This is a genomic window from Streptomyces sp. ISL-99 (assembly GCF_018614005.1).
Taxonomy (GTDB): Bacteria; Actinomycetota; Actinomycetes; order Streptomycetales; family Streptomycetaceae; genus Streptomyces; species Streptomyces flavidovirens.
Genome location: NZ_JAGGPC010000016.1, coordinates 1 through 25,023, shown reverse-complemented (window position 1 = coordinate 25,023; position 25,023 = coordinate 1). Strand labels below are relative to the sequence as shown.

Sequence of the window (25,023 nt, the reverse complement as noted above, 5' to 3'; positions counted from 1 at the left end):
TCAAGGCCATGAGCGACACCCCGGACAGCGTCGTCCGTACGTACATCGACACGCACCGCGCGGCCTTCCTCGGCGACCTCGCCGACTGGCTGCGCATCCCGTCCGTGTCGGCGCAGCCGGACCACGCCGCCGACGTGCGGCGCAGCGCCCAATGGCTGGCGGCGAAGCTCAAGGCGACCGGCTTCCCGGTCACCGAGATCTGGCCCACCGCAGGCGCCCCGGCCGTATTCGCCGAGTGGCCGAGCGGCGACCCGGACGCCCCCACCGTGCTCGTCTACGGACACCACGACGTGCAGCCCGCCGCCCGCGAGGACGGCTGGCACACGGACCCCTTCGAGCCGGAGATCATCGGCGGCCGGCTCTACGCCCGTGGCGCCGCCGACGACAAGGGCCAGGTGTTCTTCCACACCCTCGGCGTGCGCGCCCACCTCGCCGCCACCGGCCGCACCGCCCCCGCCGTCAACCTCAAGCTTCTCGTCGAGGGTGAGGAGGAGTCCGGCTCCCCGCACTTCCGCGCGCTCGTCGAGGAGCGCGCCGAGCGCCTCGCCGCCGACGCGGTGATCGTCTCCGACACCGGCATGTGGTCCGAGGACACCCCCACCGTCTGCACCGGCATGCGCGGCGTGACCGACTGCGAGATCGAGCTGTACGGGCCCGACCAGGACATCCACTCAGGGTCCTTCGGCGGCGCCGTCCCCAACCCGGCCACCGTCGCCGCCCGGCTCGTCGCGGCCCTCCACGACGAGAACGAGCACGTCACGATCCCCGGCTTCTACGACGGCATGGTCGAGCTCACGGACCGCGAGCGCGAGCTGTTCGCCGAGCTCCCCTTCGACGAGGACGAGTGGCTCCGTACGGCCAAGTCCCGAGCCACGCTCGGCGAGGCCGGCCACACCACTCTGGAGCGTGTCTGGGCCCGGCCGACCGCCGAGGTCAACGGCATCGGCGGCGGCTACCAGGGCCCCGGCGGCAAGACGATCGTCCCGTCCTCCGCCCACCTGAAGCTGTCGTTCCGCCTGGTCGCGGGCCAGCGCCCGGACAAGATCGAGCAGTCCGTACGCGACTGGGTCGCATCCCGCGTACCGGCCGGCATCCGCCACGAGATCACGTTCGGCTCCGCCACGCGCCCGTGCCTGACGCCACTGGACCACCCCGCCCTCCAGTCCGTCGTACGGGCCATGGGCCGCGCCTTCGGCCAGAAGATCCTCTTCACGCGCGAGGGCGGCTCGGGGCCCGCGGCGGACCTCCAGGACGTACTCGGTGCACCCGTGCTCTTCCTGGGTATCTCCGTACCCTCGGACGGCTGGCACGCACCCAACGAGAAGGTCGAGCTCGACCTGCTCCTCAAGGGCGTCGAGACAACCGCGTACCTGTGGGGCGACCTCGCGGCGCACTGGCGCGCCTCCTGAAGCCGAACCTCATCCGAATCCACCAGGGGGAGTTGGAAGCACCTGTGAGCACCTCGACCGACCACACGGGCCTGACCGCGGGCAGCTCGGCCGGCTCGGACATGGCGGGCAGCACGGACACCACGCAGCGGCCGATCGGGCTCACCGCCCCGAGCGGCATCGACCGCGCCGCGCACCACCGCCTCGACGAGGCCTGGCTGGCGGCGGCGTGGAGCCACCCGACGACCCGTGTCTTCGTGGTCTCCGGCGGACAGGCCCTGATCGACGACACCCCGGACGGGCGCACCGAACTCGTCATGACCCCCGCCTTCGAGGCCCCGGTCACCGAGACGCACCGCTATTTCCTCGGTACGGACGAGGACGGCGTCAGCTACTTCGCTCTCCAGAAGGACTCCCTGCCGGGCCGCATGGACCAGTCCGCGCGCCCCGCCGGTCTGCGCGAGGCCGGGCTCCTGCTCGACCCGCGCGACGCGGGCCTGATGGTCCACGCGGTGGCCCTGGAGAACTGGCAGCGGCTGCACCGTTTCTGTTCGCGCTGCGGCGAGCGCACCGTCATCGCGGCGGCCGGACACATCCGGCGCTGCCAGGCGTGCGGCGCCGAGCACTACCCGCGCACCGATCCCGCCGTCATCATGCTGGTCACGGACGAGGAGGACCGCGCGCTCCTCGGCCGCCAGGTGCACTGGCCGGAAGGCCGGTTCTCGACGCTCGCGGGCTTCGTGGAGCCCGGTGAGACGATCGAGGAGTCGGTGGCCCGGGAGGTCTTCGAGGAGGCGGGTGTCACAGTCGGCCGGGTCGAGTACGTCGCCAGCCAGCCGTGGCCGTTCCCGTCCAGCCTGATGCTCGGCTTCATGGCGCGCGCCACGTCGTCGGAGATCGACGTGGACGGCGAGGAGATCGAGGAGGCGCGCTGGTTCTCCAGGGACGATCTTCGGAGCGCCATCGAGTCCGGTGAGATCCTGCCCCCGTCGGGCATCTCGATCGCCGCCCGCCTGGTGGAGCTCTGGTACGGCAAGCCCCTGCCGAAGCCACTGAACCCGTAACGCCCGCTCATACGTAACGCCCGCTCATACGTAACGCCCGCTCATACGGAAGGGCCCTTCCGTATGAGCGGTATGTCTTCTCTGTACCTTCGTACCTCAGACGGCCAGCGCCTGCTTGACCTGGGCGAGGCTCGGGTTGGTCATGACCGACTGCTCACCAGAGGCGGGAACCACGAGGACGGTCGGGACCGTCTGGTTTCCGCCATTCGCCTTCTCGACGAAGGCCGCCGACTCCGGGTCCAGCTCGATGTTGATCTCGGTGTACGCGATGCCCTCACGGTCCATCTGGCTCTTGAGCCGACGGCAGTAGCCGCACCACGTCGTGCTGTACATCGTCACTGTTCCCTGCATGTCGAATGCGCTCCTCTGGTTCGCCGGAGTCCGTACCCCGGTGAGTCGAAAATCCAGTGAGTCGAACGTACGCGACCCGACCGCCATTCCCGCATTAGTACGACCAGTGCCAGGGCCCTGTGGACAAGCGCCGCACCCACCACTCCCGACCTGGCAGCATGGCGGGGTGACAGCAGCAACGCACTCCTCTCTTTTCCCGCAGGTCCCCGACTCGGCGGACGCGGTGCTCGATGGGCTCGACCCCGAGCAGCGCGAGGTCGCGACGGCCCTGCACGGTCCGGTGTGCGTGCTGGCGGGAGCCGGCACCGGCAAGACGCGCGCCATCACGCACCGCATCGCGTACGGCGTGCGCGCCGGGATTCTCCAGCCGGCCAGTGTGCTGGCCGTCACGTTCACCAACCGCGCCGCGGGCGAGATGCGCGGGCGGCTCCGCCAGCTCGGCGCGGGCGGCGTCCAGGCGCGGACCTTCCACTCCGCCGCGCTCCGCCAGCTCCAGTACTTCTGGCCGAAAGCAGTCGGTGGCGACCTGCCCCGGCTCGTCGAGCGCAAGATCCAGCTGGTCGCCGAGGCCGCCGCCCGCTGCCGCGTCCGCCTCGACCGCAACGAGCTGCGGGACGTGACGGGGGAGATCGAGTGGGCGAAGGTCACCCAGACCGTCCCCGGCGACTACCCGGCCGCGGCCGCCAAGTCGGGCCGCGACGCTCCCAGGGACGCGGCGGAGATCTCCCAGATCTACGCGATGTACGAGCAGCTCAAGCGCGACCGGGCCGTGATCGACTTCGAGGATGTGCTGCTGCTCACCGTCGGCATCCTCCAGGACCGGCACGACATCGCCGACCACGTGCGCAGCCAGTACCAGCACTTCGTGGTGGACGAGTACCAGGACGTCAGCCCCCTCCAGCAGCGGCTGCTCGAACTGTGGCTGGGCGACCGGCCGAACCTGTGCGTCGTCGGCGACGCCAGCCAGACGATCTACTCCTTCACCGGCGCCACCCCCGACCACCTGCTGAACTTCCGCACCAAGCACCCGGACGCGACCGTCGTGAAGCTGGTCCGCGACTACCGCTCGACCCCTCAGGTCGTCCACCTGGCCAACGGTCTGCTGAGCCAGGCGCGCGGCCGCGCCGCCGAGCACCGCCTTGAGCTGGTGTCCCAGCGGGAGCCCGGCCCCGAGCCCCTCTACACGGAGTACGCGGACGAGCCCGCCGAGGCCGAGGGCACCGCCCGCCGCATCCGCGACCTCATCGCCGCCGGCGTCCCGGCCGGTGAGATCGCCGTGCTGTACCGGATCAACGCCCAGTCGGAGGTCTACGAACAGGCACTGGCCGACGCCGGAGTGCCCTACCAGCTGCGCGGCGCGGAGCGGTTCTTCGAACGGCAGGAGGTGCGGAAGGCGATCGCGGGCCTGCGTAGCGCAGCTCGGTTCGGGGACAACGACCCGCTGCTCGACGACGTCGTGGACCTGCCCTCCCAGACCCGCGCCGTCCTCAGCGGCAACGGCTGGACCACGCAGCCCCCGGCCGGCTCCGGCGCCGTGCGTGACCAGTGGGAGTCACTGGCCGCGCTGGTCCGTCTCGCCGAGGACTTCGCGAAGACCAGGCCCACCGCCACGCTCTCCGACCTCGTGGCCGAACTCGACGAGCGCGCGGCCGCCCAGCACGCGCCCGCCGTCCAGGGCGTCACCCTCGCCTCGCTGCACTCGGCGAAGGGCCTGGAGTGGGACGCCGTGTTCCTGGTCGGCCTCACCGAGGGCATGATGCCGATCACCTACGCCAAGACCGACGAGCAGGTCGAGGAGGAGCGACGCCTGCTGTACGTAGGAGTCACGCGCGCCCGCCTGCATCTGGTTCTGTCCTGGGCACTGTCCCGTTCCCCGGGCGGCCGGGCCTCGCGCCGCCCGAGCCGCTTCCTGAACGGACTGCGCCCCGGTTCCTCCGTCCCCGGCAGCCGTGGCGCGTCCGCTCCGCGCGGCGGCAGCGGCGCCGGTGCCGGCACGGGCGGTCCGGCCAAGCGCAAGCGCCGCAGCTCGGCTCTGTGCCGGGTGTGCGGAAAGACGCTCACCGACGCCGGTGAGGTGAAACTGATGCGCTGCGAGGACTGCCCGTCCGACATGGACGAGGCGCTGTACGAACGGCTGCGCGACTGGCGCGCGGGCCAGGCGCGGGAGCTGGGCCAGCCCGCGTACTGCGTCTTCACCGACAAGACGCTGATGGCGATCGCCGAGGCGGCGCCGGGCGAGGCGGGGGAACTGGCCGTCATCGCGGGGGTCGGCGCCCGCAAGCTGGAGCGTTTCGGAGCCGATGTGCTGGCTCTCTGCGCAGGTCAGGACCTTGGAGGGGCCGACGAGGAGGACTGATTCAAACTCGTCGGGAAAATAGTTTGCGCAAGCCCCAGCAATCCCCATAGGTTCTTAACCACGGGAACAGCGACTTCTCTGAAGCCCTGACTCCGTGCTGTACTTATCCGAATACGTAGGGACCGGCCTCGTGCCAAGGTCCCCGAGACGCCGAGAGGAGGCGAGCCCAGTGACCAGCTTCATGAACTTCACCAAAATGACCGATCGCTCGGTCGTCGCCCCCTGCCCGCTCGGCTCCTCGCTCCGTGGCACCGGTGTGTCCGGCGGCATTCCCGCCGTCCGCCCCGCCTCTCTCGCGAGCCTCCCCGTCCTGGTCCTGGCGCGCAATGAGCGACCGACCAAGGCACCGGAAGCAGCAGTAGCAGCGGCACAGGTGAAGGCCTATGCCTTTGCGGCAGCCGGTGCCGGATCCAAGAAGCAGACGACGCAGCACCACACGATGTGGGCCTTCCGTGGGCTCGAACCCTGGAGTGATCCAGCCTGATCCAGGATCAGGCAGGCGCCTTCAGGGCCGCGGAACCCCACCAGGGATCCGCGGCCCTTCTGTTTTTCCCGAACAGGAGAGACAGAGCGAAGGGGCTTCGGGACAGCAACCGCCACCCGGCCGACCGGCCGGAACGACTCGACGAGGAACAAACCACCGTGCAACTCGACACGCACGCCCCGTCCGTACCGCCTTCCCAACCGATCACCCCGCCCGGTCTCACGGAGGACCCCACCTTGACTGCCCCGGCCCCCCTGACCGCGCTCACCGCGCTCGACGACGCCATCGAGAACCTCGGCGTGCCCGTCCCCTGCCGTTCGTACGACCCGGAGGTCTTCTTCGCCGAGTCCCCGGCCGATGTCGAGTACGCCAAGTCGCTCTGCCGCACCTGCCCGCTGGTCGAGGCCTGCCTCGCCGGTGCCAAGGAGCGCCGCGAGCCCTGGGGTGTCTGGGGTGGCGAGCTCTTCGTCCAGGGTGTCGTAGTCGCCCGCAAGCGGCCGCGTGGCCGCCCGCGCAAGAACCCGGTCGCGGCATGAACGTCACCGGAACCATCGACCGACCCCATACGCACGATCCCAAGAAGCAGGCCCCAATGACCTCTTCCCCCAGCGAGCCCTTCGGCTCCGCTACCCACGACGTCACGATCACCGGCGCGAACGACTCGCGTCAGAACAGGAACCGCGAGATGCAACTCATCCCAGAAGCCCTGGCCCGTGCCCATATGCAAGAACGCCGGCGGGAAGCCGAGGCGGAACACCAGGCCGTGCGCCTGGTCGCCGCCCGGCGGATGCAGCGCCGCGCCGAGCGCGTCTCACTGCGTGCCCGCCGCGCCCTGGCCATGGCGGTCATGCAGTAACAGGCAGGCACCCAGCAGGCCGGAGCAGAGGAAGCCCTCCGCGGGGGCCGGTCCGAACGGACCGGCCCCCGCGGTGCGTTGTCCGGCCCCCGCGCCCCGTCGGAGATATCGTCACGGAGTGCTGAGTTCTCCCGGGGAGGACCCCCGGCCCCCCGAGCAGGCTCCTGATCCCGCAGAGCAGGGTGGCGAGAGCGTGGTGTGCTCCCGCTGCGGCAAGCCCTCCGAGCACACACCACCGACCTGGACCTGCTCCGTGGAGAACGGCAGGCGCCACTACTTCTGTGACGACTGCGCGCGCGCCAACCTCAGAGCGATCGAGGGCCGGCTCGATTCGCCCTGGTGGTGAACGGCACGGTTACGCTCCGGCCGCCGCCCCGTCCACTTCTTCGGCTACTTCCGCCTCTCGCGTTCCCTCCGCATCCTCGGCGAGGAAACCGGGCAGCCACTCCTCCAGTTCGCGCCGCAGCCGTACAGTCGCACCCAGTTGGCAGAGCACTCCGATGGTGCTCAAGGACACCCGGTGTATCAGCAGATAGGCCGGCGGCAGATTGAGCTGCTTGCCCAACCGGTGCGCGGGGGAGCGGACATCGGCGATCCGCGCCGCCTGCTGGCGCAGCCACGCCCGCGTGAACGTGAACTCGTCGGCCTGCGCGGGCTCGATGATCGGCAGCAGATAGTCCAGCACCGCGTCCGGGTCGAGATCGATGGAATCCTTCACGAAGCCCTCCTCGCGGAGCAGCTCGTACACCGCGTCGGCCTCCCCGTCGAGCGTCAGCCGCAGTGAGGTCCCGATCGTGGCGGGCAGTCCGCCGGGCAGCCGGTCAACGGTGCCGAAGTCCAGCACGCCGAGCCGCCATTGCCCGACCGCGTCCTCCTGACCCTCCTCGTCGTCCCCCGCGTCCGCGTGGCCCACGGGCAGCAGCCGGAAATTGCCCGGATGCGGGTCCGCGTGCAGCAGGCCCGTGCGGGCCGGCCCCGAGAAGAGGAAGCGGGCCAGCAGTTGCCCCGCCCTGTCCCGCTGCTCCGTCGTCCCGTCCGTGATCACGTCGGCCATCGGTATGCCGTCGATCCACTCGGTCACCAGCACCTGATCGCTCTGGTGCACCACATCGGGCACCACCACGTCCGGGTCGTCAGCGAACTGCTCCGCGTGCTGCCGCTGGGCCTCCGCCTCCAGTTCGTAGTCCAGCTCCTCCGACACCCGGTCGCGCAGCTCGGAGATGAGCGGCTTGATGTCCATCCCCGGCACCAGCGGGCCGAGCAGCCGGGCGAAACGGCTCAGTTGGTTCAGGTCGGAGAGCAGCGCGTCCCCGGCGCCCGGGTACTGGACCTTGACGGCCACCTCGCGCCCGTCGTGCCACACGGCCCGGTGCACCTGACCGATCGAGGCCGCCGCCGACGGCTTGTCCTCGAACTCCAGGAACAAGTCGCGCCATTGTGCTCCGAGCCGCTCCTCCAGCACCGCGTGCACCGTGCGGGTCGGCATGGGCGGCGCGGCTTCCTGAAGCTTCGTCAGCGCCGCCCGGTACGGCCCGGCGACCTCTTCGGGGAGCGCGGACTCGAACACCGACAGGGCCTGCCCCAGCTTCATCGCTCCCCCCTTCAACTCACCGAGGACCTTGAACAGCTGGTCGGCCGTGCGCTGTTGAAGCTCGCGACCCACTATCTCGGCCGACTTGCCGCCGATTCGCTTGCCCAGGCCCCAGGTGGCTCGGCCGGCGAAGCCCAGCGGCAGTGCCGCCAGCTTGGCGGTACGGGTGACCGCCTTTCGGGGAAGATCAGACATGCGCCCCTCCAAATCCCAGACACCCGTGGCCGCCTACGACGGTCACCCGGCCATTGTGTCCTGTGGCTCCCCGGCCCCCGAGGCGCACTCCCCCTGAGTCTGCCCACCGGCGCCGCAGGTACAGTCGCGGTGCGGTGACATCCGTTCCTGCCGCCAGTCCAGCAGCGGCATCGAGACCTCCCACCGGACCCCCGTGGTGGCCGGCAGCTCACCGTCCAGAAACGACAGGGCGTGCGCCGCCGCCAGCCCCGCCACGGCGGTCGCCAGACCGATGTCGCAGGCCGGTACGGGCCCGCCGCGGCCGGAGCGCCACTGCGCCAGCATCCGCAGCCACCCGGGGTCCCGGTCCACCCGCGCCAGCGCCATACAGCCCGCGCAGGCACTCCCACCCGGCAGCACCAGCGGCCCGACCACCCCCGTCGCCTCGACGACTCCCGCATAGAGATGGGGAGTTCCCGATCGCAGCCACGGTTCCGCGGCGACGGGATCGGGCGCGTACGCGGCGGATCCGTCGCGGGGCGCCACGATCACCAGTGAGAGACCCGGCTCGCCGCCCGCCGCGTCCCCCGCCGCCTCGGCGGTCTCAGCCGCACGCGGAGGCCTGCCGGGCGCGGCCCGCCGGACCAGCTGCCGCGCCGCCACGTCGCGCCGGCCGCCCACCGACTCCGCGCTCAGCCCGCCCGGCGCGACGTCCCAGAGCTCCGTGGAACCGCCGTCCATCACCTCGACCCGCCCCACGCCGCCGGCGGCCAGCACAGAGGCGATCGTCGCGCCGACTCTTCCGGCGCCCCGCACCTGGACCCGCATCGCGCGCCGCGCCGCCAGATGTCTCGCTCCGCCGCCCGGTTCGCAATGGACCACCGAAAGCGACGCCAGATCGGGGCGGAGCCGGTCGAACATGTCGGCGCGGCCCCGCAGCGCGTCCGCCGCCGCGCCTCCCGCCGTCGCGTCGTCGATCAGGCCCGCCGCCGTCAGCTTCGCCACCAGGTCGTCCACCCGTCCGTCGGGCAGCCCCATCGCCCGTGCCTCCTCCCGCAGCAGCGGAAGGCCGCGTGTCCCGTCGAGCAGCCCGAGGAAACTGCCCGTCGCCGTATCCACCGGGCCCACCGTTACCGCGTGTGCGGACGTCATGCCGAATTGCACGGTCTGCCGGTCCCGCCAGGCGCGCCGCAGCGCGGGCTTCACCATCGGATGCATATCGCCGTCCCCCGTCGGTCTGTCCCAAGATCCGCTCTCGGAACCCAGAATGCACGGCGCGGCCAAAGAGTGCCGAAAGTTGTCCACAGGCGGTGTGGATTAGTCGTATCAGTCGTTCAAATGCTGCACACCAGGGAGCGGATGGCGTTCGAACCATCCGGAGGCGGGACTTCCGCCACTGGCAGCGGGTAACGTCGTGGCGTGCCCGTCGACCCTCTGCACAGTGCGACACATCAGCTGCCCCGCGGCCCGCGGTCGAGCGCTGTCGAGGTCCGCAGAAGCGCCCGCCGCAGCAGGACGGTCTCCGCGTACCGGGAGGGCGACCGCACGATTGTGCTCATCCCCGACCGGATGTCGGAGGCCGAGGAGCAGCGCTGGGTGACCGTGATGCTCGACAAGCTCGCCGCCCAGGAGAGCAAGCGCGTCTTCGGTGACGCCGAACTGGCCGAGCGTGCCCGCCGGCTGTCCGCCCAGTGCTTCGACGGCAGGGCGCGCCCCGCGTCCGTGCGCTGGGTGACGAACCAGAACACCCGCTGGGGATCGTGCACCCCGGCCGAGGGCAGCATCCGCCTTTCGCACCGCCTGCAGGGCATGCCGGAGTACGTCGTCGACTACGTACTCGTCCACGAGCTTGCCCATCTGCTCGTACCGGGTCATGGCCCGCGCTTCTGGCAGCTCCTGGAGGCGTACCCGCGCACCGAGCGTGCCCGCGGCTACCTCGAGGGAGTGGTCGCAGCCGAGCGGTTGCCGCACCTGCCGGGCGCGCGCACCGAGTGAGGCCCGGTGATCCTGTACCGAGTGTGTACCGGCCTGGCCGGATGCCGCCCTTCGCGGGTTAGCCTGACGCGACGCATTCACCTCGGGATGGGGGACGGTCGTTACGCATGGCCAGGGAATTTCAACGCGGCCACAAGGCCAAGATCAGTGATCTCACAGCGGGCACGGATCTGTACGTAGGTGTGCAGATCGCGGGGGCCGGACTGACCTTCGACATCAGCTGCTTCGGGCTCGACGCCAATGAGCAGCTCTCGGACGACCGGTATTTCATTTTCTTCAATCAGCCGAAATCGCCCGAGGAGTCGATTCAGCAGCTCGGCGCGCAGTCGGGTGACACCGAGTCGTTCCGCGTCACGCTGGACCGCATCCCGGCGAACATCCACCGGCTTTCCTTCACCGCGACGATCGACGGCGCGGGGCAGATGTCGCAGGTGGGGCCCGGTTACATCCGGATCGTCGCGGGTGGCGAAGAGGTCGTCAGGTACGCCTTCACCGGCTCCGAGTTCACCACCGAGCGCGCGGTGATGCTGGGGGACTTCTACCTCAAGGACGTGTGGCGGTTCGCCGCGGTCGGCCAGGGGTTCGACGGCGGGCTCGACGCCCTGCTGAAGAACTTCGGCGGTGAGGTGGCCGAGGAGCAGCCGGCCGCGCAACCGCAGGCAGCGGCACCCTCCTTCGCCCCGCCGCCCCAGGCGGCGCAGCCCGCACCGTCCTTCGGCGCACCCGCCGCCCCGCCGGCCCCGGCCCCGGCGCCCGCTCCTGCCCCGGCCCCCGCGCAGGGCTTCGCCCCGCCGCCGCAGCCGGCAGTGCAGCAGCCCGCCCCTCAGATGTACGCGGCGCCGACTGTCGCCGCGCCGATGGCTCCACCGCAGAGTGGCCCCGTACCGCCGACGCCTCCGTCGCCGTACGGACACCCGCCCCAGCAGCCGCAGTTCGGCCAGGTGCCGGGTCAGATGCCCGGCCAGGTCCCCGGCCAGGTCCCCGGCCAGGCCCAGCCGCCCAGCGGCTACGGCCAGCCCGCCCCGTACGGCCAGCCCCAGGGCATGCCGCCGGGCACGCCCCCGGGCGTCCCGCAAGGCGTCCCCCAGGGCGGAGCCGGGCTCAAGGCCGCCCTCCAGCCGTACCGCGAGGCGGCCACCGGACAGCGCTGGACCCCGCAGAACCAGCAGCTCATGCGCGTCGAGCTCGGCATGGGCGGTATGCCGATCCTCGCCCGCCAGGGCAGCATGGTGATGTACCAGGGCAAGGTCGACTTCAGCCACAAGGGCGCGGGCTTCACCGGCCGCATCGTGGGCAACGCGACCGGTCAGGAAATGCAGTTGATGCGCTGCTCCGGACGCGGCCAGGTCTTCCTCGCGGAGAACGGCGCGAACCTGCACCCCATTGAGCTCCAGGGCGACGGTATCTGCGTCTCCGCCGAGAACGTTCTCGCGTTCGACGAGTCGCTGCAGTACGAGGTCCGCCGCATCGAGGGGCACGGCATTCCGGGCGGCGCCCTGTTCACCATGCAGTTCCAGGGAACGGGCACCGTCGTCGTGAAGACGCACGGTATCCCCGTGGTCCTGCCGGTCACGCCGACCACGTTCGCCGACGCCAACGCCGTCGTCGCGTGGTCCTCGGCATCCCAGGTGATCCTCTCCAGCCAGGTGCGGCTGCGCCGCAACGCCTACCCCGGCCACAGCGGAGAGACCGTCAACCTGCAGTTCCGGGGAGCGCCCGGAAACTTCATCGTCGTCCAGCCCTACGAGGTCTGAGGGAGCCCGTCATGAATCAGCAACTCGCGGGCTACGCCCCGACCCCGATCGCGGCACGCATGGAGAACCACGGGCGCGCGATGCTCAAGGTCGCCATGGCCACCGGCCAGGACCTCTACGCGCGCACCGGCTCGATGGTGGCGTACGAGGGCTTCATCCAGTACGAGCCGAACCCGCCCGCTGTACGCCAGGTCGCGTCCCAGTGGGTCACCGGCGAGGGCGCGCCCGTCATGAAGTGCTCCGGTGACGGTTTGCTCTACCTCGCCGACTACGGCGCGGACGTCGTCGTCATCAACCTCAACAACGACTCGCTCTCGGTGAACGGCAGCAACGTGCTCGCCTTCGACGCGCACCTCCAGTGGGGCGTCGAGAAGGTCAAGGGCATGGCGAAGCTCGCCGGACAGGGCCTGTGGAACGTCGAGATCGCCGGCACCGGCTGGGTCGCCCTGACCTCGCGCGGCACACCGATCGTCGTCGAGTGCGGCCGCGGCGAGGACGAGACGTACGTCGACCCCGACGCCCTTGTCGCCTGGTCCCCGAACCTGAAGGTGAAGGGCAAGCGCAGCTTCAAGGCGTCCGCCCTCGTCGGGCGGGGCAGCGGAGAGGCGTACCAGATGGCCTTCTCCGGCGAGGGAATCGTCGTCGTACAGCCGAGCGAGGACAGCACCGACCGCCTGCGGATCCGGGGCTGAGGGGGAGCGAGAACACACCATGCAAAGCCCGCTTTTCAGTCACACCGAACAGCAGTCCCAGGACCGGTACACCGTGCAGAACCCGCAGCTCCTGCGGGTCTCGCTGTCCGGTCAGGACGACCTCCTCGCCCGCAAGGGCGCGATGGTCGCGTACCAGGGGCTGATCGATTTCGACGGCGAGTACCGGTCGAACAGCCAGCGGCGCGCCCGCGCCAACACCGGTGAGGGTCTCGACCTGATGCGCTGCTCCGGGCAGGGCACCGTCTACCTCGCCAACCTCGCGCAGTACGTCCATCTCGTGGACGTCGACCGCGAGGGCATGACGGTGGACAGCGCGTACGTCCTGGCGCTGGACTCCTCGCTGAACACCGAAGTCATCGCCGTGGACAGCCAGTACGGCATCTCCGGCACGGGCAAGTACCAGCTCAACATCTCCGGGCGGGGCAAGGTCGCGCTGATGACCTCCGGCCAGCCCCTGATGCTTGAGGTCACGCCCGAGAAGTACGTCAACGCCGACTCCGACGCGATCGTCGCGTGGTCCAGCTCCCTGCGCGTGCAGATGCAGGCCCAGACGCACTCGGCGAACGTGCGCCGCCGGCGCGGCAACACCGGTGAGGGCTGGGAACTCAGCTTCCTCGGGCAGGGCTTCGCGCTCGTACAGCCCAGCGAGGTGATGCCGCCGCAGGACGCGCAGCTGGGGCAGGGCATCGCCGCACAGTTCGGCATGGGACAGCAGGGCGCCCGCGGCCAGAACCAGAACAACGCCTGGAACTGACCGTCTTGAGAGCACAGGTAAGGGGCGGGCTCCTGGGAGCCCGCCCCTTACTCACCTGCGCGCGTACGTCTGTCTACAGCGCCGCGCGGGTACGCTCCATCAGCCGTACGACCGACTCGTCGGCCACGCCCGCCACTTCGTCGTACGCGAACCAGCGCAGGTCCAGCGACTCCTCGCTGATCGCCTCGACCGCACCGCCCGGCGCCAGCGCCGCGTACTGCACGTCCAGGTGCCAGTTGCAGGGCGCCGGGATCGGATGCCGGTCCAGCCGCACGGGCCCACCCGTCACCCGACCGCCGCCCCTCATCGAAGCGCTGCGCGCTGCCCCTGCTGATGGCAGCAGCGTGAGCCCCGCGATGCCGGACTCCTCCGTCGCCTCGCGCAGCGCGGCGTCGCTGAGCGTCGCGTCGCCCGGCTCGCAGTGGCCGCCCATCTGCAGCCACATGTTCAGCTTCCTGTGCAGCGTCAGCAGCACCCGTCCGCGCTCCGGATCGACGACCAGCGCACTCGCCGTGAGGTGCCCGGCCTCGCAGGCCTTCCACATCCCGTCCGGGTGCGCCGACAGGTGATCCAGATAGGTCTGGCGCAGTTCTTCCTGGTCTTCGTACCTCTTCAGTACGAGGACAGCGTCGTCGTGCAGGCTCACTTGTCGCTGTCGCCCTCTTCGTCGCTGCCCTTGTCGTCGTCCTTCTTCAGGTTCGGCTTGTCCGCGCTGCCGCCGGCAGCCTCGCCGAGCATCTTGTCGATCTCGGAGAAGTCCAGCTGCTCGCGGTGCACGAACCCGTCCGGGTCGTCCAGGTCCTCCGCCGTCGGCAGCATGTCCGGGTGCTCCCACAGCGCGTCGCGCCCGTCCAGACCGCGCGCGTCGGTGAGCGAGGCCCACAGCCGCGCCGCGTCCCGCAGCCGCCGCGGACGCAGCTCAAGACCGATGAGCGTCGCGAACGTCTGCTCGGCGGGACCACCGGAGGCCCGGCGCCTGCGCAGCGTCTCGCGCAGCGCGTCCGCCGACGTGAGCCGGGGCTTGGCAGCCTCGTGCACCACGGCGTCCACCCAGCCCTCGACGAGCGCGAGGGCCGTCTCCAGACGGGCCAGGGCCGCCTTCTGCGCGGGGGTGTCCTCCGGTTGGAACATGCCCTGCTGGAGCGCCTCCTGAAGCTGCTCCGGGTGCGACGGGTCGAGCTGGCCGACCACGTCCTCCAGCTTCGAGGTGTCCACCTGGATGCCGCGCGCGTACCCCTCGACCGCGCCGAACAGGTGCGAGCGCAGCCACGGCACATGAGCGAAGAGCCGCTGGTGAGCGGCCTCGCGCAGCGCCAGATACAGCCGCACCTCGTTCTTCTCGACGCCCAGGTCCTTGCCGAACGCCTCGATGTTCAGCGGCAGCAGCGCGGCCTTGCCCGCCGGGCCCAGCGGCAGCCCGACGTCGGTCGAGCCGACCACCTCGCCCGCCAGTACGCCCACGGCCTGCCCGATCTGCTGGCCGAACATCGCACCGCCCATGGACCGCATCATCCCGAGCAGCGGGCCCGCCATGGCCTGCATCTCCTCGGGCAGTACGTCGCCCATGGCCGCCCCGACGCGCTCGGCGACCGGGTCCACGAGCTGCTTCCACGCGGGCAAGGTCGCCTCGACCCACTCCGCGCGGCTCCACGCCACCGACGTGGCCGCGCCGGAGGGCATCGAGGTCACGCCGTCCAGCCACAGATCGGCGAGACGCACCGCCTCCTCGACCGCTGACCGCTCGCCGGGGCTCACGCTGGAGTCCTTGGCGCCGTCCGAGGTGCCCTGCGAGACCGTCTGGCGGGCGATGTCCTTGGCCATGTCCCAGTTCACGGGACCGCCCTCGTAGCTGAGCATCTGCCCGAGCTGCTGGAAGGCCGCGCCCAGGTCGTTCGGGTTCAGCGAACCGAACATCGCGGCGAACGGATTGTCTCCGCCCGCGCCGCCCGAGCCGCCCGGCAGACCGAACCCGCTGAACGGGTTCGCCGGACCCTGGCCACCCTGGCCACCGCCCTCGCTGCCCTTCTTCTTGCCATCGTCGCCGTCCTCCGGCTCCTCCGGCGGAAGGCCGAATCCGAATGGGGTGTCACTCACGGGTTTCCTCGGCTCGTAAGGCCGCCGGCTCCGGCCGACGGCAGCTGCCCGACATCACCACCCAGCGTAGACACCGGAGCCGGATAAGGGCTCGGTGCTCCGCCGGGACTCTGCCTGCGGCAGGATGGACGCCACCTGGTACGCACGCGCAAGGCGTGTACGTACTGAAGACAACCGCTGGAGACGCCCGGTGAGTTCCCCAGATCCGCAGGTTCGCGCATCGCAGAGCGCTGAAGTTCGCCAGAGGCGAAACGACTCGTCCCCGACAGCCCGCGGTCCCGTCGTCGCTGTCACGGGTGCCGCCTCGGGCATCGGCGCGCTGCTCACCCGGCGCCTTGCCGCTTCCGAGGAGATCAAACAGGTCGTCGCCATCGACGAGCGCCGGGGCGACGTCGCCGAGGCGCAGTGGCACATCCTGGACGTACGCGACCCGGCCATCGCGGAGAAGCTGCGGGGTGCCGACGTCGTCGTGCACCTCGCGCTCGACCTCGACCTGGAGTCGGACCCCGCTGCCCGTACGGCGTACAACGTGCGGGGCACCCAGACGGTGCTCACCGCGGCCGCGGCCGCCGGCGTCCACCGGGTCGTGCTGTGCACGTCGGCGATGGTCTACGGCGCTCTGCCCGACAACGACATCCCGCTGTCCGAGGACGCGGAACTGCGCGCCACCGCGGAGGCCGCCGGTGTCGGCGACCTCCTCGAAATCGAACGTCTCGGGCGCCGTGCGCCCCGCGCGCACCCCGGCCTCAACGTCACCGTGGTCCGCCCCGCCGTCCTGGTCGGCGGTACGGACACCGCGCTCACCCGGTACTTCGAGTCGCCCCGCCTCCTCGTCGTCGCCGGTTCCCGCCCCACCTGGCAGTTCTGCCACGTCGAGGACCTGGTCAGCGCGCTGGAGTACGCCGCCCTGGAGAAGGTCGACGGCGAGCTGGCGGTCGGCTGCGACGGCTGGCTGGAACAGCCGGAGGTCGAGGAGCTCAGCGGCATCCGCCGCATGGAGCTGCCGTCCGCGGTCGCCCTGGGCGCCGCGGCGAGGCTGCACCGGATCGGTCTCACGCCCTCCCCGGCCGGGGATCTCGCCTACACGATGCATCCGTGGGTGGTGAGCGTGAGCAGGCTCCACGACGCGGGCTGGCGGCCGCAGTGGACCAACGAGGAGGTACTCGCGGAGCTGCTGGAGGAGGTCGCCGGCCGGCACACCGTCGCGGGTCGCCGCCTCGGCCGCAAGGACGCCACCGCGGCAGGCGCCGCGGGCGCCACGGTCGCGCTGCTGGGCACGGCAGCGCTGGTACGCCGCGTACGCAAGGCGCGGGGCCGCATGTAGGACCCTCCATACGAAGGGCCCGTACAGCCGGTCGAAAGAGCTATTCCGCAATGTCACCGCGGTACGGCACGATGGGCAGCATGGCAGGCACGTATTCTCACCCGGGCGAGCAGGCGGCGCAGGACCCCATCCGGCTGCTGGCGATTCGCGACACCCCGCTCTCCGTCGACGAGGTGTTCAGAGCCGTGGGGGACAGCGCCGCGGGCGGAACGGCGCTGTTCGTCGGCACCGTGCGCAACCACGACGGGGGCGCAGACGTGGACAGGCTCGGCTATTCCTGTCACCCCTCGGCCGAGGACGAGCTACGCCGTGTGGCCGAAAAGGTCGCCGCGGATTTCCCGGTACGCGCACTGGCGGCCATCCACCGTGTGGGTGACCTCGAAGTCGGCGACCTCGCGGTCGTCGTGGCGGTGTCCTGCCCGCACCGGGGCGAGGCATTCGAGGCCTGCCGCAGGCTGATCGACGATCTGAAGCACCAAGTGCCGATCTGGAAGCACCAGACTTTTTCGGACGGTACGGAGGAGTGGGTCGGCGCGTGCTGAGGCGCGTGCCGTCGGATCTCCGCTGAAACGTGGGTGGCGCCCAAGCGCCCCGATTTGCGTAACCGGGCCCCTGCCGTGAGCGTTGGACGCACCGGTGGCTAATCTGCTGATCGGCCGAATGCGGTCGGTCCCTAGGGGTCGGGAGGTCGGAATGGCGGCACTCGCGTGGTTGCTGATTCCGCTTTTCGCTGCACTTGGTGCTGCGATATGGGGAAGCTGGGCAGCCAGAAATCGAACGGCCGGCGATGTCTCCGAACTCGCCGGCTACGCGCGGTTCCGTGAGGCGATGGAGAAATCCCACTCCGGTACCGACGCCGTCTGACCACGTGTGATGCGGCCCCGACCGTACGAGCGAGCCGTGAGGTCCCGGACGGACCGGCCCCAGCGGTGCACTGACGGACCCGTCCCGTACTGTCGTTCCATGCCACGCCGCACAGTGACGATGCTCGCCTCCACCCTCATGCTGATCGCGCTGCTGTGCGCAGGCGTATTCATCAATGTCCCGTACTCGGAGATGTCTCCCGGCCCGACGGTGAACACGCTCGGCGAGGCCAAGGGCGAGCCGGTACTGCGGATCTCCGGTCGCAAGACGTACCCCACGAGCGGGCATCTCAATATGACGACGGTCAGAGTCACCGGCGTGGACTACAAGATGAACCTCGTCGAGGCGGTCTACGGCTGGCTCGCGCACGACAGCGTGGTGGTCCCGCACGACACCCTGTACCCCGACGGCAAGACCGAGGAAGAGTCGACGCAGGAGAACGCCGAGGAATTCAGCCAGTCGCAGGAGAGCGCCAAGACCGCCGCTCTGCGGGAACTGGATATCCCGGTGCAGACCCGGGTCGTGGTTTCGACCGTTCTCAAGAACAAGCCCGCCGAGGGCAAGCTGCACGCGGGCGACGTCATCAAGGCCGTGGACGGTACGGCCGTCAAGGCGCCCGAGGACGTCGCCAAGCTCGTCGGCAAGCACAAGCCCACGCAGAAGGTCGTCTTCACGATCGTCCCGGCCAAGGAGGCGGCGGCGGCGGAGAAGGCGGGCAAGGAGCCGGTGGGCAGCGAGGACATCGCCATCACCACGGAGAAGGCCGGAGACGACGGCCGGGCGCTCGTCGGCATCCAGGCGGGACCCGACCACACCTTCCCGTTCACCATCGACATCAAGCTGGCGGACGTCGGTGGCCCCAGCGCGGGCCTGATGTTCTCGCTCGGCATCGTCGACAAGCTCACGCCCGGTTCCCTGACCGGCGGGAGGTTCGTGGCGGGCACCGGCACGATCGACGAGGACGGCAAGGTCGGCCCGATCGGCGGCATCGAGATGAAGACCGTCGGCGCGCGCAACGCGGGCGCCGAGTACTTCCTGACGCCCGCCGAGAACTGCGCGTCCGCCGTCGCGGACATCCCCGACGGTCTCACCCTGGTGAAGGTCAAGACGATCGACGACGCCAGGAAGTCGCTGGAGAAGATCCGCGAGGGGGGCACGGCCGGCCTGCCGCAGTGCACGACAGGCTGACGTCGGCAGCCGGCCACCGGCGACCGTGCCCCCCGGGGCCCGGTGCCTACGCCTCGAAGGTCGCGGCCAGGGCCTCGGCCAGCCCCGGAACGAGCATGGCGCCGGTGAGCACCTCGGTCGGGGAGTCCTTCTCCCGCAGCCGCAGCGCGGACTCGCGTACGCCGTTGCGCAGCACGGCTACCGTCATGCGGACCTCCTGGCGGTCGGGGTGCTTCGCGACCCACTTCGCCAGCTCGGCCTCGTTCATGCCCTCGGGTACGGACGCCTCGGCGGACGGCGGAAGCATCAGCCGCTCCACCGTCAGCGCGCAGCCGGCCACCGCGTCGGGCCAGGCGATTGTCGCGAGGAACTCGTCGAGCGCGGTGCCCGTCGGGATCTCCTCCTGTTCGACAGGGGTGAGCGTGGCCGCCGCCTCGCCCTCGGCGAGACCGAGCTGGGCGGCGAGGCCAGGCTCCTGGGCACGAAGCTGGGCGGTGTCGACGAGGGCGAACAGCCTCGCGGGCTGGTCCCAGCCGAGACCGGCGGTGTATTCGTCGATTTCGAGCACGGCGCGGGTGAGCGGGCTCGTGGCCATGGGGGGCCCGGAGGGGGAAACGTTGGACATGGTCGACATCCTGCCTCCTTCGGACCCCAAAGCGGGAACTGAGTAAAGCTTCAGTAAGTTGCATGAGTGGGCTCTACGATCGCGGAGCCTGCTCCTACGACAGCGAACTTTCGAGGTGCGCACCTTGGCTTTCCAGATGCCGGACCGCGGCGGAGGCCCGACAGGGCCACGGATCAGAGTCGGCCGCCCGTCCCGGCGTGTCCGTACCCTGCTCATGACATTGGGCGTTCTGGCCGTCCTGGCCATGGCTTTCGTCATGTTCGCCGGGTTCTGGACGGACTGGCTCTGGTACCGCTCGGTCAGATATTCGTCCGTTTTCACCACCACCCTGTGGACCAAGATCGGCCTCTTCGCCGTCTTCGGTCTGCTGATGGCCCTGGCCGTCGGCGTGAACATCTGGCTCGCGCACCGGCTCAGGCCGCCGCTGAGCGCGATGTCGCTGGAGCAGCAGAACCTGGACCGCTACCGGATGGGCATCGCCCCGTACAAGAAGTGGGTGCTCCTCGCGGTCACCACTCTGGTCGGGCTGATCGCCGGAGCCTCCGCTTCCGGGCAGTGGCGTACCTGGCTCATGTGGGTCAACGGCGTGCCCTTCGGCCAGAAGGACCCGCAGTTCCAGCTGGACGTGTCGTTCTTCGCGTTCGACCTGCCCTGGTACCGCTTCCTGCTCGGCTTCGGCTTCGCGGCCACCGTGCTCTCCCTGATCGCCGCCGCGCTGGTGCACTACCTGTACGGCGGCCTGCGGATCACCAGTCCGGGCGCGAGGGCCACCGCCGCGGCGACTGGACACCTGTCGGTGCTGCTCGGCCTCTTCGTGGCCCTGAAGGCCGTCGCGTACTGGCTCGACCGGTACGGCCTCGCGGTCAAGTCCAGTGACTTCAAGGCCACGGGCAACTGGGCCGGTCTGCGGTACGTCGACGCGAACGCCTACCTCCCGGCGAAGACGATCCTCTTCTGCATCGCCGTCATCTGCGCGCTGCTGTTCTTCGCGACGCTGTGGCGCCGCACCTGGCAGCTGCCCGTCATCGGCTTCGGCCTGATGGTGCTCTCGGCGATCCTCATCGGCGGGCTCTACCCGGCGATCGTGCAGAAGTTCCAGGTCCAGCCGAACGAGCAGGCCAAGGAAGCGCCGTACATCAAGAAGAACATCGACGCGACGCGCGAGGCGTACGACATCGACGACGCGAAGGTGGACGACTACCAAGGCGTCGGCGACAGCAAGGACAACTCCCAGCTGCGCAAGGACGCGGACTCGGCGGCCAGCTACCGGCTGATCGACCCGAACGTCGTTCCGCCGACCTTCGACCAGCTTCAGCAGGAGCGTAAGTACTACCAGTTCCCCACGACGCTGGACGTGGACAGGTACAAGGGCCAGGACACGGTCGTCGGTCTGCGCGAGCTCGACCTCCAGGGCATCCCCAAGCGGAACTGGATCAACGACCACTTCACGTACACCCACGGATACGGCGTGGTCGCGGCCAAGGGCACGGCGGTCAAGCCGGACACCGAGGGCGCCCCGGACTTCAGCGAGTCCGGCCTGCCGTCCCAGGGCATGCTCGGCGAGTACGAGCAGCGGATCTACTACGGCGAGAAGACCCAGCAGTACTCGATCGTGGGTGGCCCGCAGAAGGAGCTCGACTACGAGAAGAACGGCGAGGCGACCAAGACCACGAGCTATGAGGGCAAGAGCGGAGTCAATCTGTCGAACGCGCTGAACCGTGCCGCATACGCCGTGGCCTTCAGTGAGCCGCAGATCCTCTACTCGGGAGCCATCGGCGAGGGCTCGCGGATCCTGTACAACCGCACGCCCAAGGAGCGCGTCGAAGCGGTCGCGCCGTGGCTGTCCCTCGACGGCGACGCCTACCCGGCGGTCGTCAACGGGCGGGTCCAGTGGATCGTCGACGCGTACACCACCACCAACGGCTACCCCTACGCCTCGCGTACGACGCTGGGGGACACGACGGCCGACGCGCTGACGCAGACCGACAGCCAGCGTGCGGTGATCGCCCAGCAGAACCAGGTCAACTACATCCGCAACTCGGTGAAGGCCACCGTCGACGCGTACGACGGCACGGTCCAGCTGTACCAGTGGGACACCGAGGACCCGGTGCTGAAGACCTGGATGAAGGCGTTCCCGGACACGGTGAAGCCCAAGGGCGACATCGCCCCGGCGCTGATGGAGCACCTGCGCTACCCGCAGGACCTCTTCAAGGTGCAGCGCGAGCTGCTCACCCGCTACCACGTCGAGAGCCCGTCGCAGTTCTACAGCGGCAGTGACGCGTGGCAGGTGCCGGACGACCCGACGACGGGCGAGAAGAGCTCCGTACCGCCGTACTACCTGAGCCTGAAGATGCCGCAGGAGCAGGACCGGAAGTTCTCGCTGACGACGACCTTCACCCCCAACGGGCGCCCGAACCTGGGAGCGTTCATGGCGGTCGACGCCGACGCGTCGAGCAAGGACTACGGCACGATAAGGCTCCTGAGAGTCACGGGCGACGTACCGGGGCCGCAGCAGGTGCAGAACCGCCTCAACAGCAATGCGGAGGTTGCCGAGTTCGTCAGGAACATGAAGGGCGCCAACTCGGACATCGAGTACGGCAACCTGCTGACGATCCCGCTGAACGACGGCTTCCTGTACGTCGAGCCGGTGTACGCCCAGGGCAACAACGCCTATCCGCTCCTGAAGAAGGTCGCCGTCTCGTACGGCAGGGAGACCGTCTTCAAGAACACGCTCGGTGAGGCGCTGAACGCCGTCTTCGGCGAGGAGGGTGAAACGCCGCCACCGCCGGGCGATGGTGACGATGACACCACCAGGCCGCCGTCCGACGGCGACGTGTCGCTCCAGAAGGCCATCGAGGACGCCCAGAAGGCGTACGACGAGGGCGAGGAGGCGCTGAAGCAGCAGGACTGGACCGCGTACGGCGAGGCGCAGGAGAAGCTCCAGGACGCGCTGCAGCGGGCCGCCGACGCGGAGGCCAGGACCGAGACGCCGGCCACGCCCGGCGCCGAGGGCAAGAAGCCCGAGAAGGCCGGGCAGGACGAGAAGGGCGACCAGAAGGGCAGCTGAGCTGGGACATCCCCGCGCCGTGGTACTGTTTGAACACAACGGCGCGGGGTGGAGCAGCTCGGTAGCTCGCTGGGCTCATAACCCAGAGGTCGCAGGTTCAAATCCTGTCCCCGCTACTGAAGAAGAAGACGAGGGCCCGGATCTCGAAAGAGATCCGGGCCTTTGTTGTGTGCGCGGATGCTCGCGCTCCCGTGCGAAGCGTCGTCCTGGTGGGCGGAGTTGGGGATTAGGCGTTTGGAGTGTCTCTCTGTGGGCATGTCGACAAAACGCTGAAGTGACCTCACTGGCTGCGGTATACCAGGTGTACGCGGGTTGCGGGTGGTGCGACGATGGCTTTTATGGGGGACAGGGCAACTCTGTTGGAGACAGGGCGGTTTGTGCAGCGACACCAGGAGCACGCTGTTGACACCGTGGATACCGCCGAGGACGAGACCGAGGCGAGGCACCGCCGCGCCGCTGAGAACGGCGACACGGAGTCCATGAGCGTGCTCGGCTCGCTGCTGCTGCGCCGCGGCGACCTCGACGGCGCCGAGCCGCACCTGCGCGCCGCGACCGCCGACGGCGACCGCGCCGCCGCGAACAATCTTGGTGTTCTCCTCCACCAGCGCGGGTACGCCGACGAGGCGGCCGGCTGGTGGCGCATCGCCGCCGTGGCCGGCTCCGCGGCCGCCGCGCACGCGCTCGGCCGCCACTACCGGGAGCGCGGCGACGAGCCCGCCGCCGAGTACTGGCTGCGCCAGTCCGCCGAGCAGGGGCACGCGCTGGGGGCGTACGCCCTCGCCGACCTCCTGGAACACCGCAGCGACGTGGGCGCCGAGCGGTGGCTGCGCGCCGCCGCCGAGCAGGGACACCGGGAAGCGGCGTACCGCCTGGCCCGCACACTCGACCGCCGCGCAGCCGCGGAGGCGCGCACCGGCGTGGACGCGGGAACCGGTGGCGGCCCGGCCGGCGGCTCCGGCACCGGTGCCGTCAGGGGCCGTGGCCACCTCGACTTCGACACGGGTACCCGCCTCCCGGGCGCCGGTGCGGTGGCGGGTGCGGTGGCGGGTACCGGCACCGGCGCCGGTCTCGGCCCCTCGGGCACGCGCTACCCGGGATACGGGTGGACCGGCGACGGCTCCGGTACGGGCACTGGGCCGGTTGCCGGGGAGTCCGGCGGTACGGGCCCGTCCACCGGGACGCGCAGGGCCCCTGTGGACACCGAGCCGGTCGGTGCGGGTCCGGGGCCCGGCACCGGTACGCGTCACGCCGTGGGGAGCGGAAGCCGTCGTACCGGCGCCGGGCAGCACAGTACGGGGACCCGGCACTCTGCGACCGGTGCCGGGACGGTGCCTCCTGCCGTGGAGGCCGAGCAGTGGTACCGGCAGGCCGCCGCGCGCGGGCACCGGCGTGCCGCCCTGCACCTCGGCGCCATCCTGGAGGAGCGCGGGGAACTCAAGGAGGCCGGCCGCTGGTACCTCACCTCCGCCAAGGACGGCGAGGCCCGCGCCGCGTGCGCGCTGGGCTTCCTGCTGCGCGACGCCGGTGACGAGGAGAGCGCAGCCGTGTGGTGGCTGCGCGCCGCCCAGGACGGCGACGGCAACGCGGCCAACGCGCTGGGCGCCCTGCACGCCGCGCGCGGTGAGCAGCAGACCGCCGAGCGGTGGTACCGCGCCGCCCTCGACGCCGGTGACGTGAACGGCGCGTACAACCTCGGGCTGCTCTGCGCCGCCCAGGGGCGTACCGCCCAGGCCGACCAGTGGTACCGCCGCGCCGCCTACGCCGGCCACCGCGAGGCCGCCAACGCGCTCGCCATCCTGCTGCTCCAGGGCGGCGACGCGGCCGGCGCCGAGCCCTGGTTCTCCAAGGCCGCCGAGGCGGGCAGCGTCGACGCCGCCTTCAATCTCGGCATCCTCTACGCGGGTCGCGACGACGACCGTACGGCCTTCGTCTGGTACGAGCGCGCCGCCGCCGCCGGGCACACGGAGGCCGCACTCCAGGTCGGCATCGCCCTGTTGCGCGACGGCGAGGAGCAGGACGCCGAGCGGCATCTGCGCTGCGCCGCGGGCAGCGGCAGCGCCGAGGCGGCCTTCCGCCTCGCCACGCTGCTGGACCGCCGGCAAGCCCCCGCCGGCCCGCCCGGGCTCGGCGAGACGCTGAACGAGAAGACCGAGTGCGAGGAGTGGTACGAGCGGGCCGCCGAGCAGGGTCACCGCCGCGCGCAGGTGCGCGTCGGCATGCTCGCCGCGGGCCGGGGCGACCTGGAGGGCGCCGCGCGCTGGTACCGGGAGGCCGCCGAGGCGGGCAGCCGCAACGGCGCCTTCAACCTCGGTCTGCTGCTGGCCCGCGAGGGCAGCGAGCCGGAGGCCGCCCTGTGGTGGTCCCGCGCCGCGCACGCGGGCCACGGCCGCGCCGCGCTGCGC

At 70.5% G+C, this 25,023-nt stretch carries 23 protein-coding genes and 1 tRNA gene; 18 read left to right on the top strand and 6 right to left on the bottom strand.

Annotation, left to right across the window (positions count from 1 at the left end; all coding sequences use genetic code 11):
* Window positions 1-8 precede the first annotated feature (8 nt).
* Together J7E91_RS10340 and nudC are read left to right on the top strand one after the other, a co-directional pair.
* Window positions 9-1,409, top strand: a complete 1,401-nt coding sequence (locus tag J7E91_RS10340) for a dipeptidase (RefSeq protein WP_214901118.1) — start codon at window positions 9-11, stop codon at window positions 1,407-1,409.
* 101 nt (window positions 1,410-1,510) lie between these two features.
* Entirely contained in the window at window positions 1,511-2,452 is a 942-nt protein-coding gene (gene nudC / locus J7E91_RS10335; protein ID WP_214901164.1) for an NAD(+) diphosphatase, read from the top strand.
* 96 nt (window positions 2,453-2,548) lie between these two features.
* Here nudC and J7E91_RS10330 read toward each other — a convergent pair whose 3' ends face one another.
* On the bottom strand, window positions 2,549-2,803 hold the full coding sequence (locus J7E91_RS10330; RefSeq protein WP_028811775.1) for a mycoredoxin: 255 nt from the start codon (window positions 2,801-2,803) through the stop codon (window positions 2,549-2,551).
* 223 nt (window positions 2,804-3,026) lie between these two features.
* On the opposite strand from J7E91_RS10330, the gene J7E91_RS10325 reads away from it, so the two are divergent.
* The 5 genes from J7E91_RS10325 (at window position 3,027) to J7E91_RS10305 (ending at window position 6,845) form a co-directional block, all read left to right on the top strand.
* Entirely contained in the window at window positions 3,027-5,159 is a 2,133-nt protein-coding gene (locus J7E91_RS10325) for an ATP-dependent DNA helicase UvrD2 (RefSeq protein ID WP_374224662.1), read from the top strand.
* A gap of 181 nt (window positions 5,160-5,340) precedes the next feature.
* Window positions 5,341-5,643, top strand: coding sequence for a hypothetical protein (locus tag J7E91_RS10320; RefSeq protein ID WP_251015477.1), 303 nt, complete (start codon window positions 5,341-5,343; stop codon window positions 5,641-5,643).
* 158 nt (window positions 5,644-5,801) lie between these two features.
* On the top strand, window positions 5,802-6,179 hold the full coding sequence (locus tag J7E91_RS10315) for a WhiB family transcriptional regulator (RefSeq protein WP_214901106.1): 378 nt from the start codon (window positions 5,802-5,804) through the stop codon (window positions 6,177-6,179).
* Entirely contained in the window at window positions 6,176-6,499 is a 324-nt protein-coding gene (locus tag J7E91_RS10310) for a hypothetical protein (protein ID WP_028811771.1), read from the top strand. Before J7E91_RS10315 ends, J7E91_RS10310 begins: the two co-directional genes overlap by 4 nt.
* Window positions 6,500-6,617: 118 nt before the next feature.
* Window positions 6,618-6,845, top strand: coding sequence for a hypothetical protein (locus J7E91_RS10305; protein ID WP_214901166.1), 228 nt, complete (start codon window positions 6,618-6,620; stop codon window positions 6,843-6,845).
* Between the two features lie 9 nt (window positions 6,846-6,854).
* Here the strand turns inward: J7E91_RS10305 and J7E91_RS10300 are convergent, their stop codons facing one another.
* Complete coding sequence (locus tag J7E91_RS10300; RefSeq protein ID WP_214901104.1) at window positions 6,855-8,285, bottom strand: AarF/ABC1/UbiB kinase family protein; 1,431 nt, start codon at window positions 8,283-8,285, stop codon at window positions 6,855-6,857.
* 42 nt (window positions 8,286-8,327) lie between these two features.
* Window positions 8,328-9,482, bottom strand: a complete 1,155-nt coding sequence (locus J7E91_RS10295; RefSeq protein ID WP_214901102.1) for a ThiF family adenylyltransferase — start codon at window positions 9,480-9,482, stop codon at window positions 8,328-8,330.
* Between the two features lie 201 nt (window positions 9,483-9,683).
* On the opposite strand from J7E91_RS10295, the gene J7E91_RS10290 reads away from it, so the two are divergent.
* From J7E91_RS10290 to J7E91_RS10275, 4 genes are all read left to right on the top strand, one after another.
* Window positions 9,684-10,259, top strand: coding sequence for a SprT-like domain-containing protein (locus tag J7E91_RS10290; protein ID WP_308376309.1), 576 nt, complete (start codon window positions 9,684-9,686; stop codon window positions 10,257-10,259).
* A 107-nt stretch (window positions 10,260-10,366) separates the two neighbouring features.
* A complete protein-coding gene (locus tag J7E91_RS10285) occupies window positions 10,367-12,013 on the top strand; it encodes a TerD family protein (protein ID WP_214901100.1) in 1,647 nt (548 codons plus the stop codon).
* An 11-nt stretch (window positions 12,014-12,024) separates the two neighbouring features.
* The gene (locus J7E91_RS10280) at window positions 12,025-12,705 is read left to right on the top strand and encodes an AIM24 family protein (protein ID WP_214901098.1); all 681 of its coding nucleotides are present in this window, start codon (window positions 12,025-12,027) and stop codon (window positions 12,703-12,705) included.
* 19 nt (window positions 12,706-12,724) lie between these two features.
* A complete protein-coding gene (locus J7E91_RS10275; RefSeq protein WP_214901096.1) occupies window positions 12,725-13,480 on the top strand; it encodes an AIM24 family protein in 756 nt (251 codons plus the stop codon).
* A gap of 73 nt (window positions 13,481-13,553) precedes the next feature.
* On the opposite strand, the gene J7E91_RS10270 is transcribed toward J7E91_RS10275, so the two are convergent.
* A complete protein-coding gene (locus tag J7E91_RS10270; protein WP_214901094.1) occupies window positions 13,554-14,126 on the bottom strand; it encodes an NUDIX hydrolase in 573 nt (190 codons plus the stop codon).
* Complete coding sequence (locus J7E91_RS10265; RefSeq protein WP_214901092.1) at window positions 14,123-15,574, bottom strand: zinc-dependent metalloprotease; 1,452 nt, start codon at window positions 15,572-15,574, stop codon at window positions 14,123-14,125. Before J7E91_RS10265 ends, J7E91_RS10270 begins: the two co-directional genes overlap by 4 nt.
* Window positions 15,575-15,764: 190 nt before the next feature.
* On the opposite strand from J7E91_RS10265, the gene J7E91_RS10260 reads away from it, so the two are divergent.
* The 4 genes from J7E91_RS10260 (at window position 15,765) to J7E91_RS10245 (ending at window position 18,950) form a co-directional block, all read left to right on the top strand.
* The gene (locus J7E91_RS10260) at window positions 15,765-16,898 is read left to right on the top strand and encodes an SDR family oxidoreductase (RefSeq protein WP_214901090.1); all 1,134 of its coding nucleotides are present in this window, start codon (window positions 15,765-15,767) and stop codon (window positions 16,896-16,898) included.
* An 80-nt stretch (window positions 16,899-16,978) separates the two neighbouring features.
* Entirely contained in the window at window positions 16,979-17,440 is a 462-nt protein-coding gene (locus J7E91_RS10255) for a molybdenum cofactor biosynthesis protein MoaE (protein WP_214901088.1), read from the top strand.
* Between the two features lie 151 nt (window positions 17,441-17,591).
* Window positions 17,592-17,762: a hypothetical protein gene (locus J7E91_RS10250; RefSeq protein WP_167546446.1), complete on the top strand. Its 171-nt coding sequence runs from the start codon at window positions 17,592-17,594 to the stop codon at window positions 17,760-17,762.
* Between the two features lie 99 nt (window positions 17,763-17,861).
* Window positions 17,862-18,950 carry a PDZ domain-containing protein gene (locus J7E91_RS10245; RefSeq protein WP_214901086.1) on the top strand — a complete coding sequence of 363 codons (1,089 nt, stop codon included), beginning with the start codon at window positions 17,862-17,864 and terminating at the stop codon, window positions 18,948-18,950.
* Window positions 18,951-18,996: 46 nt separating this feature from the next.
* Here the strand turns inward: J7E91_RS10245 and J7E91_RS10240 are convergent, their stop codons facing one another.
* Window positions 18,997-19,554 (bottom strand): PPA1309 family protein, encoded by a 558-nt coding sequence (locus tag J7E91_RS10240; RefSeq protein ID WP_214901160.1) that lies wholly within the window; start codon window positions 19,552-19,554, stop codon window positions 18,997-18,999.
* Window positions 19,555-19,690: 136 nt separating this feature from the next.
* Here J7E91_RS10240 and J7E91_RS10235 point away from each other — a divergent pair, with 136 nt between their 5' ends.
* The 3 genes from J7E91_RS10235 to J7E91_RS10225 all read left to right on the top strand — a co-directional run.
* Window positions 19,691-22,621 (top strand): UPF0182 family protein, encoded by a 2,931-nt coding sequence (locus tag J7E91_RS10235; protein WP_214901158.1) that lies wholly within the window; start codon window positions 19,691-19,693, stop codon window positions 22,619-22,621.
* Window positions 22,622-22,663: 42 nt separating this feature from the next.
* Window positions 22,664-22,737: transfer RNA gene (locus J7E91_RS10230), tRNA-Met, on the top strand.
* 213 nt (window positions 22,738-22,950) lie between these two features.
* Window positions 22,951-25,023, top strand: a 2,073-nt coding sequence (locus J7E91_RS10225) for a tetratricopeptide repeat protein (RefSeq protein ID WP_214901084.1), incomplete at its 3' end; no start/stop codon positions are given.

What these genes read in the sequence shown, in the direction of transcription:
- J7E91_RS10240 (WP_214901160.1), bottom strand. Translation starts at nt 19,554, where the DNA reads ATGTCCAACGTTTCCCCCTCCGGGCCCCCCATGGCCACGAGCCCGCTC.
- nudC (WP_214901164.1), top strand. Translation starts at nt 1,511, where the DNA reads ATGGCGGGCAGCACGGACACCACGCAGCGGCCGATCGGGCTCACCGCC.
- J7E91_RS10275 (WP_214901096.1), top strand. Translation starts at nt 12,725, where the DNA reads ATGCAAAGCCCGCTTTTCAGTCACACCGAACAGCAGTCCCAGGACCGG.
- J7E91_RS10280 (WP_214901098.1), top strand. Translation starts at nt 12,025, where the DNA reads ATGAATCAGCAACTCGCGGGCTACGCCCCGACCCCGATCGCGGCACGC.
- J7E91_RS10245 (WP_214901086.1), top strand. Translation starts at nt 17,862, where the DNA reads ATGCCACGCCGCACAGTGACGATGCTCGCCTCCACCCTCATGCTGATC.
- J7E91_RS10235 (WP_214901158.1), top strand. Translation starts at nt 19,691, where the DNA reads ATGCCGGACCGCGGCGGAGGCCCGACAGGGCCACGGATCAGAGTCGGC.
- J7E91_RS10310 (WP_028811771.1), top strand. Translation starts at nt 6,176, where the DNA reads ATGAACGTCACCGGAACCATCGACCGACCCCATACGCACGATCCCAAG.
- J7E91_RS10295 (WP_214901102.1), bottom strand. Translation starts at nt 9,482, where the DNA reads ATGCATCCGATGGTGAAGCCCGCGCTGCGGCGCGCCTGGCGGGACCGG.
- J7E91_RS10250 (WP_167546446.1), top strand. Translation starts at nt 17,592, where the DNA reads ATGGCGGCACTCGCGTGGTTGCTGATTCCGCTTTTCGCTGCACTTGGT.
- J7E91_RS10340 (WP_214901118.1), top strand. Translation starts at nt 9, where the DNA reads ATGAGCGACACCCCGGACAGCGTCGTCCGTACGTACATCGACACGCAC.
- J7E91_RS10300 (WP_214901104.1), bottom strand. Translation starts at nt 8,285, where the DNA reads ATGTCTGATCTTCCCCGAAAGGCGGTCACCCGTACCGCCAAGCTGGCG.
- J7E91_RS10285 (WP_214901100.1), top strand. Translation starts at nt 10,367, where the DNA reads ATGGCCAGGGAATTTCAACGCGGCCACAAGGCCAAGATCAGTGATCTC.
- J7E91_RS10255 (WP_214901088.1), top strand. Translation starts at nt 16,979, where the DNA reads ATGGCAGGCACGTATTCTCACCCGGGCGAGCAGGCGGCGCAGGACCCC.
- J7E91_RS10330 (WP_028811775.1), bottom strand. Translation starts at nt 2,803, where the DNA reads ATGCAGGGAACAGTGACGATGTACAGCACGACGTGGTGCGGCTACTGC.
- J7E91_RS10320 (WP_251015477.1), top strand. Translation starts at nt 5,341, where the DNA reads ATGAACTTCACCAAAATGACCGATCGCTCGGTCGTCGCCCCCTGCCCG.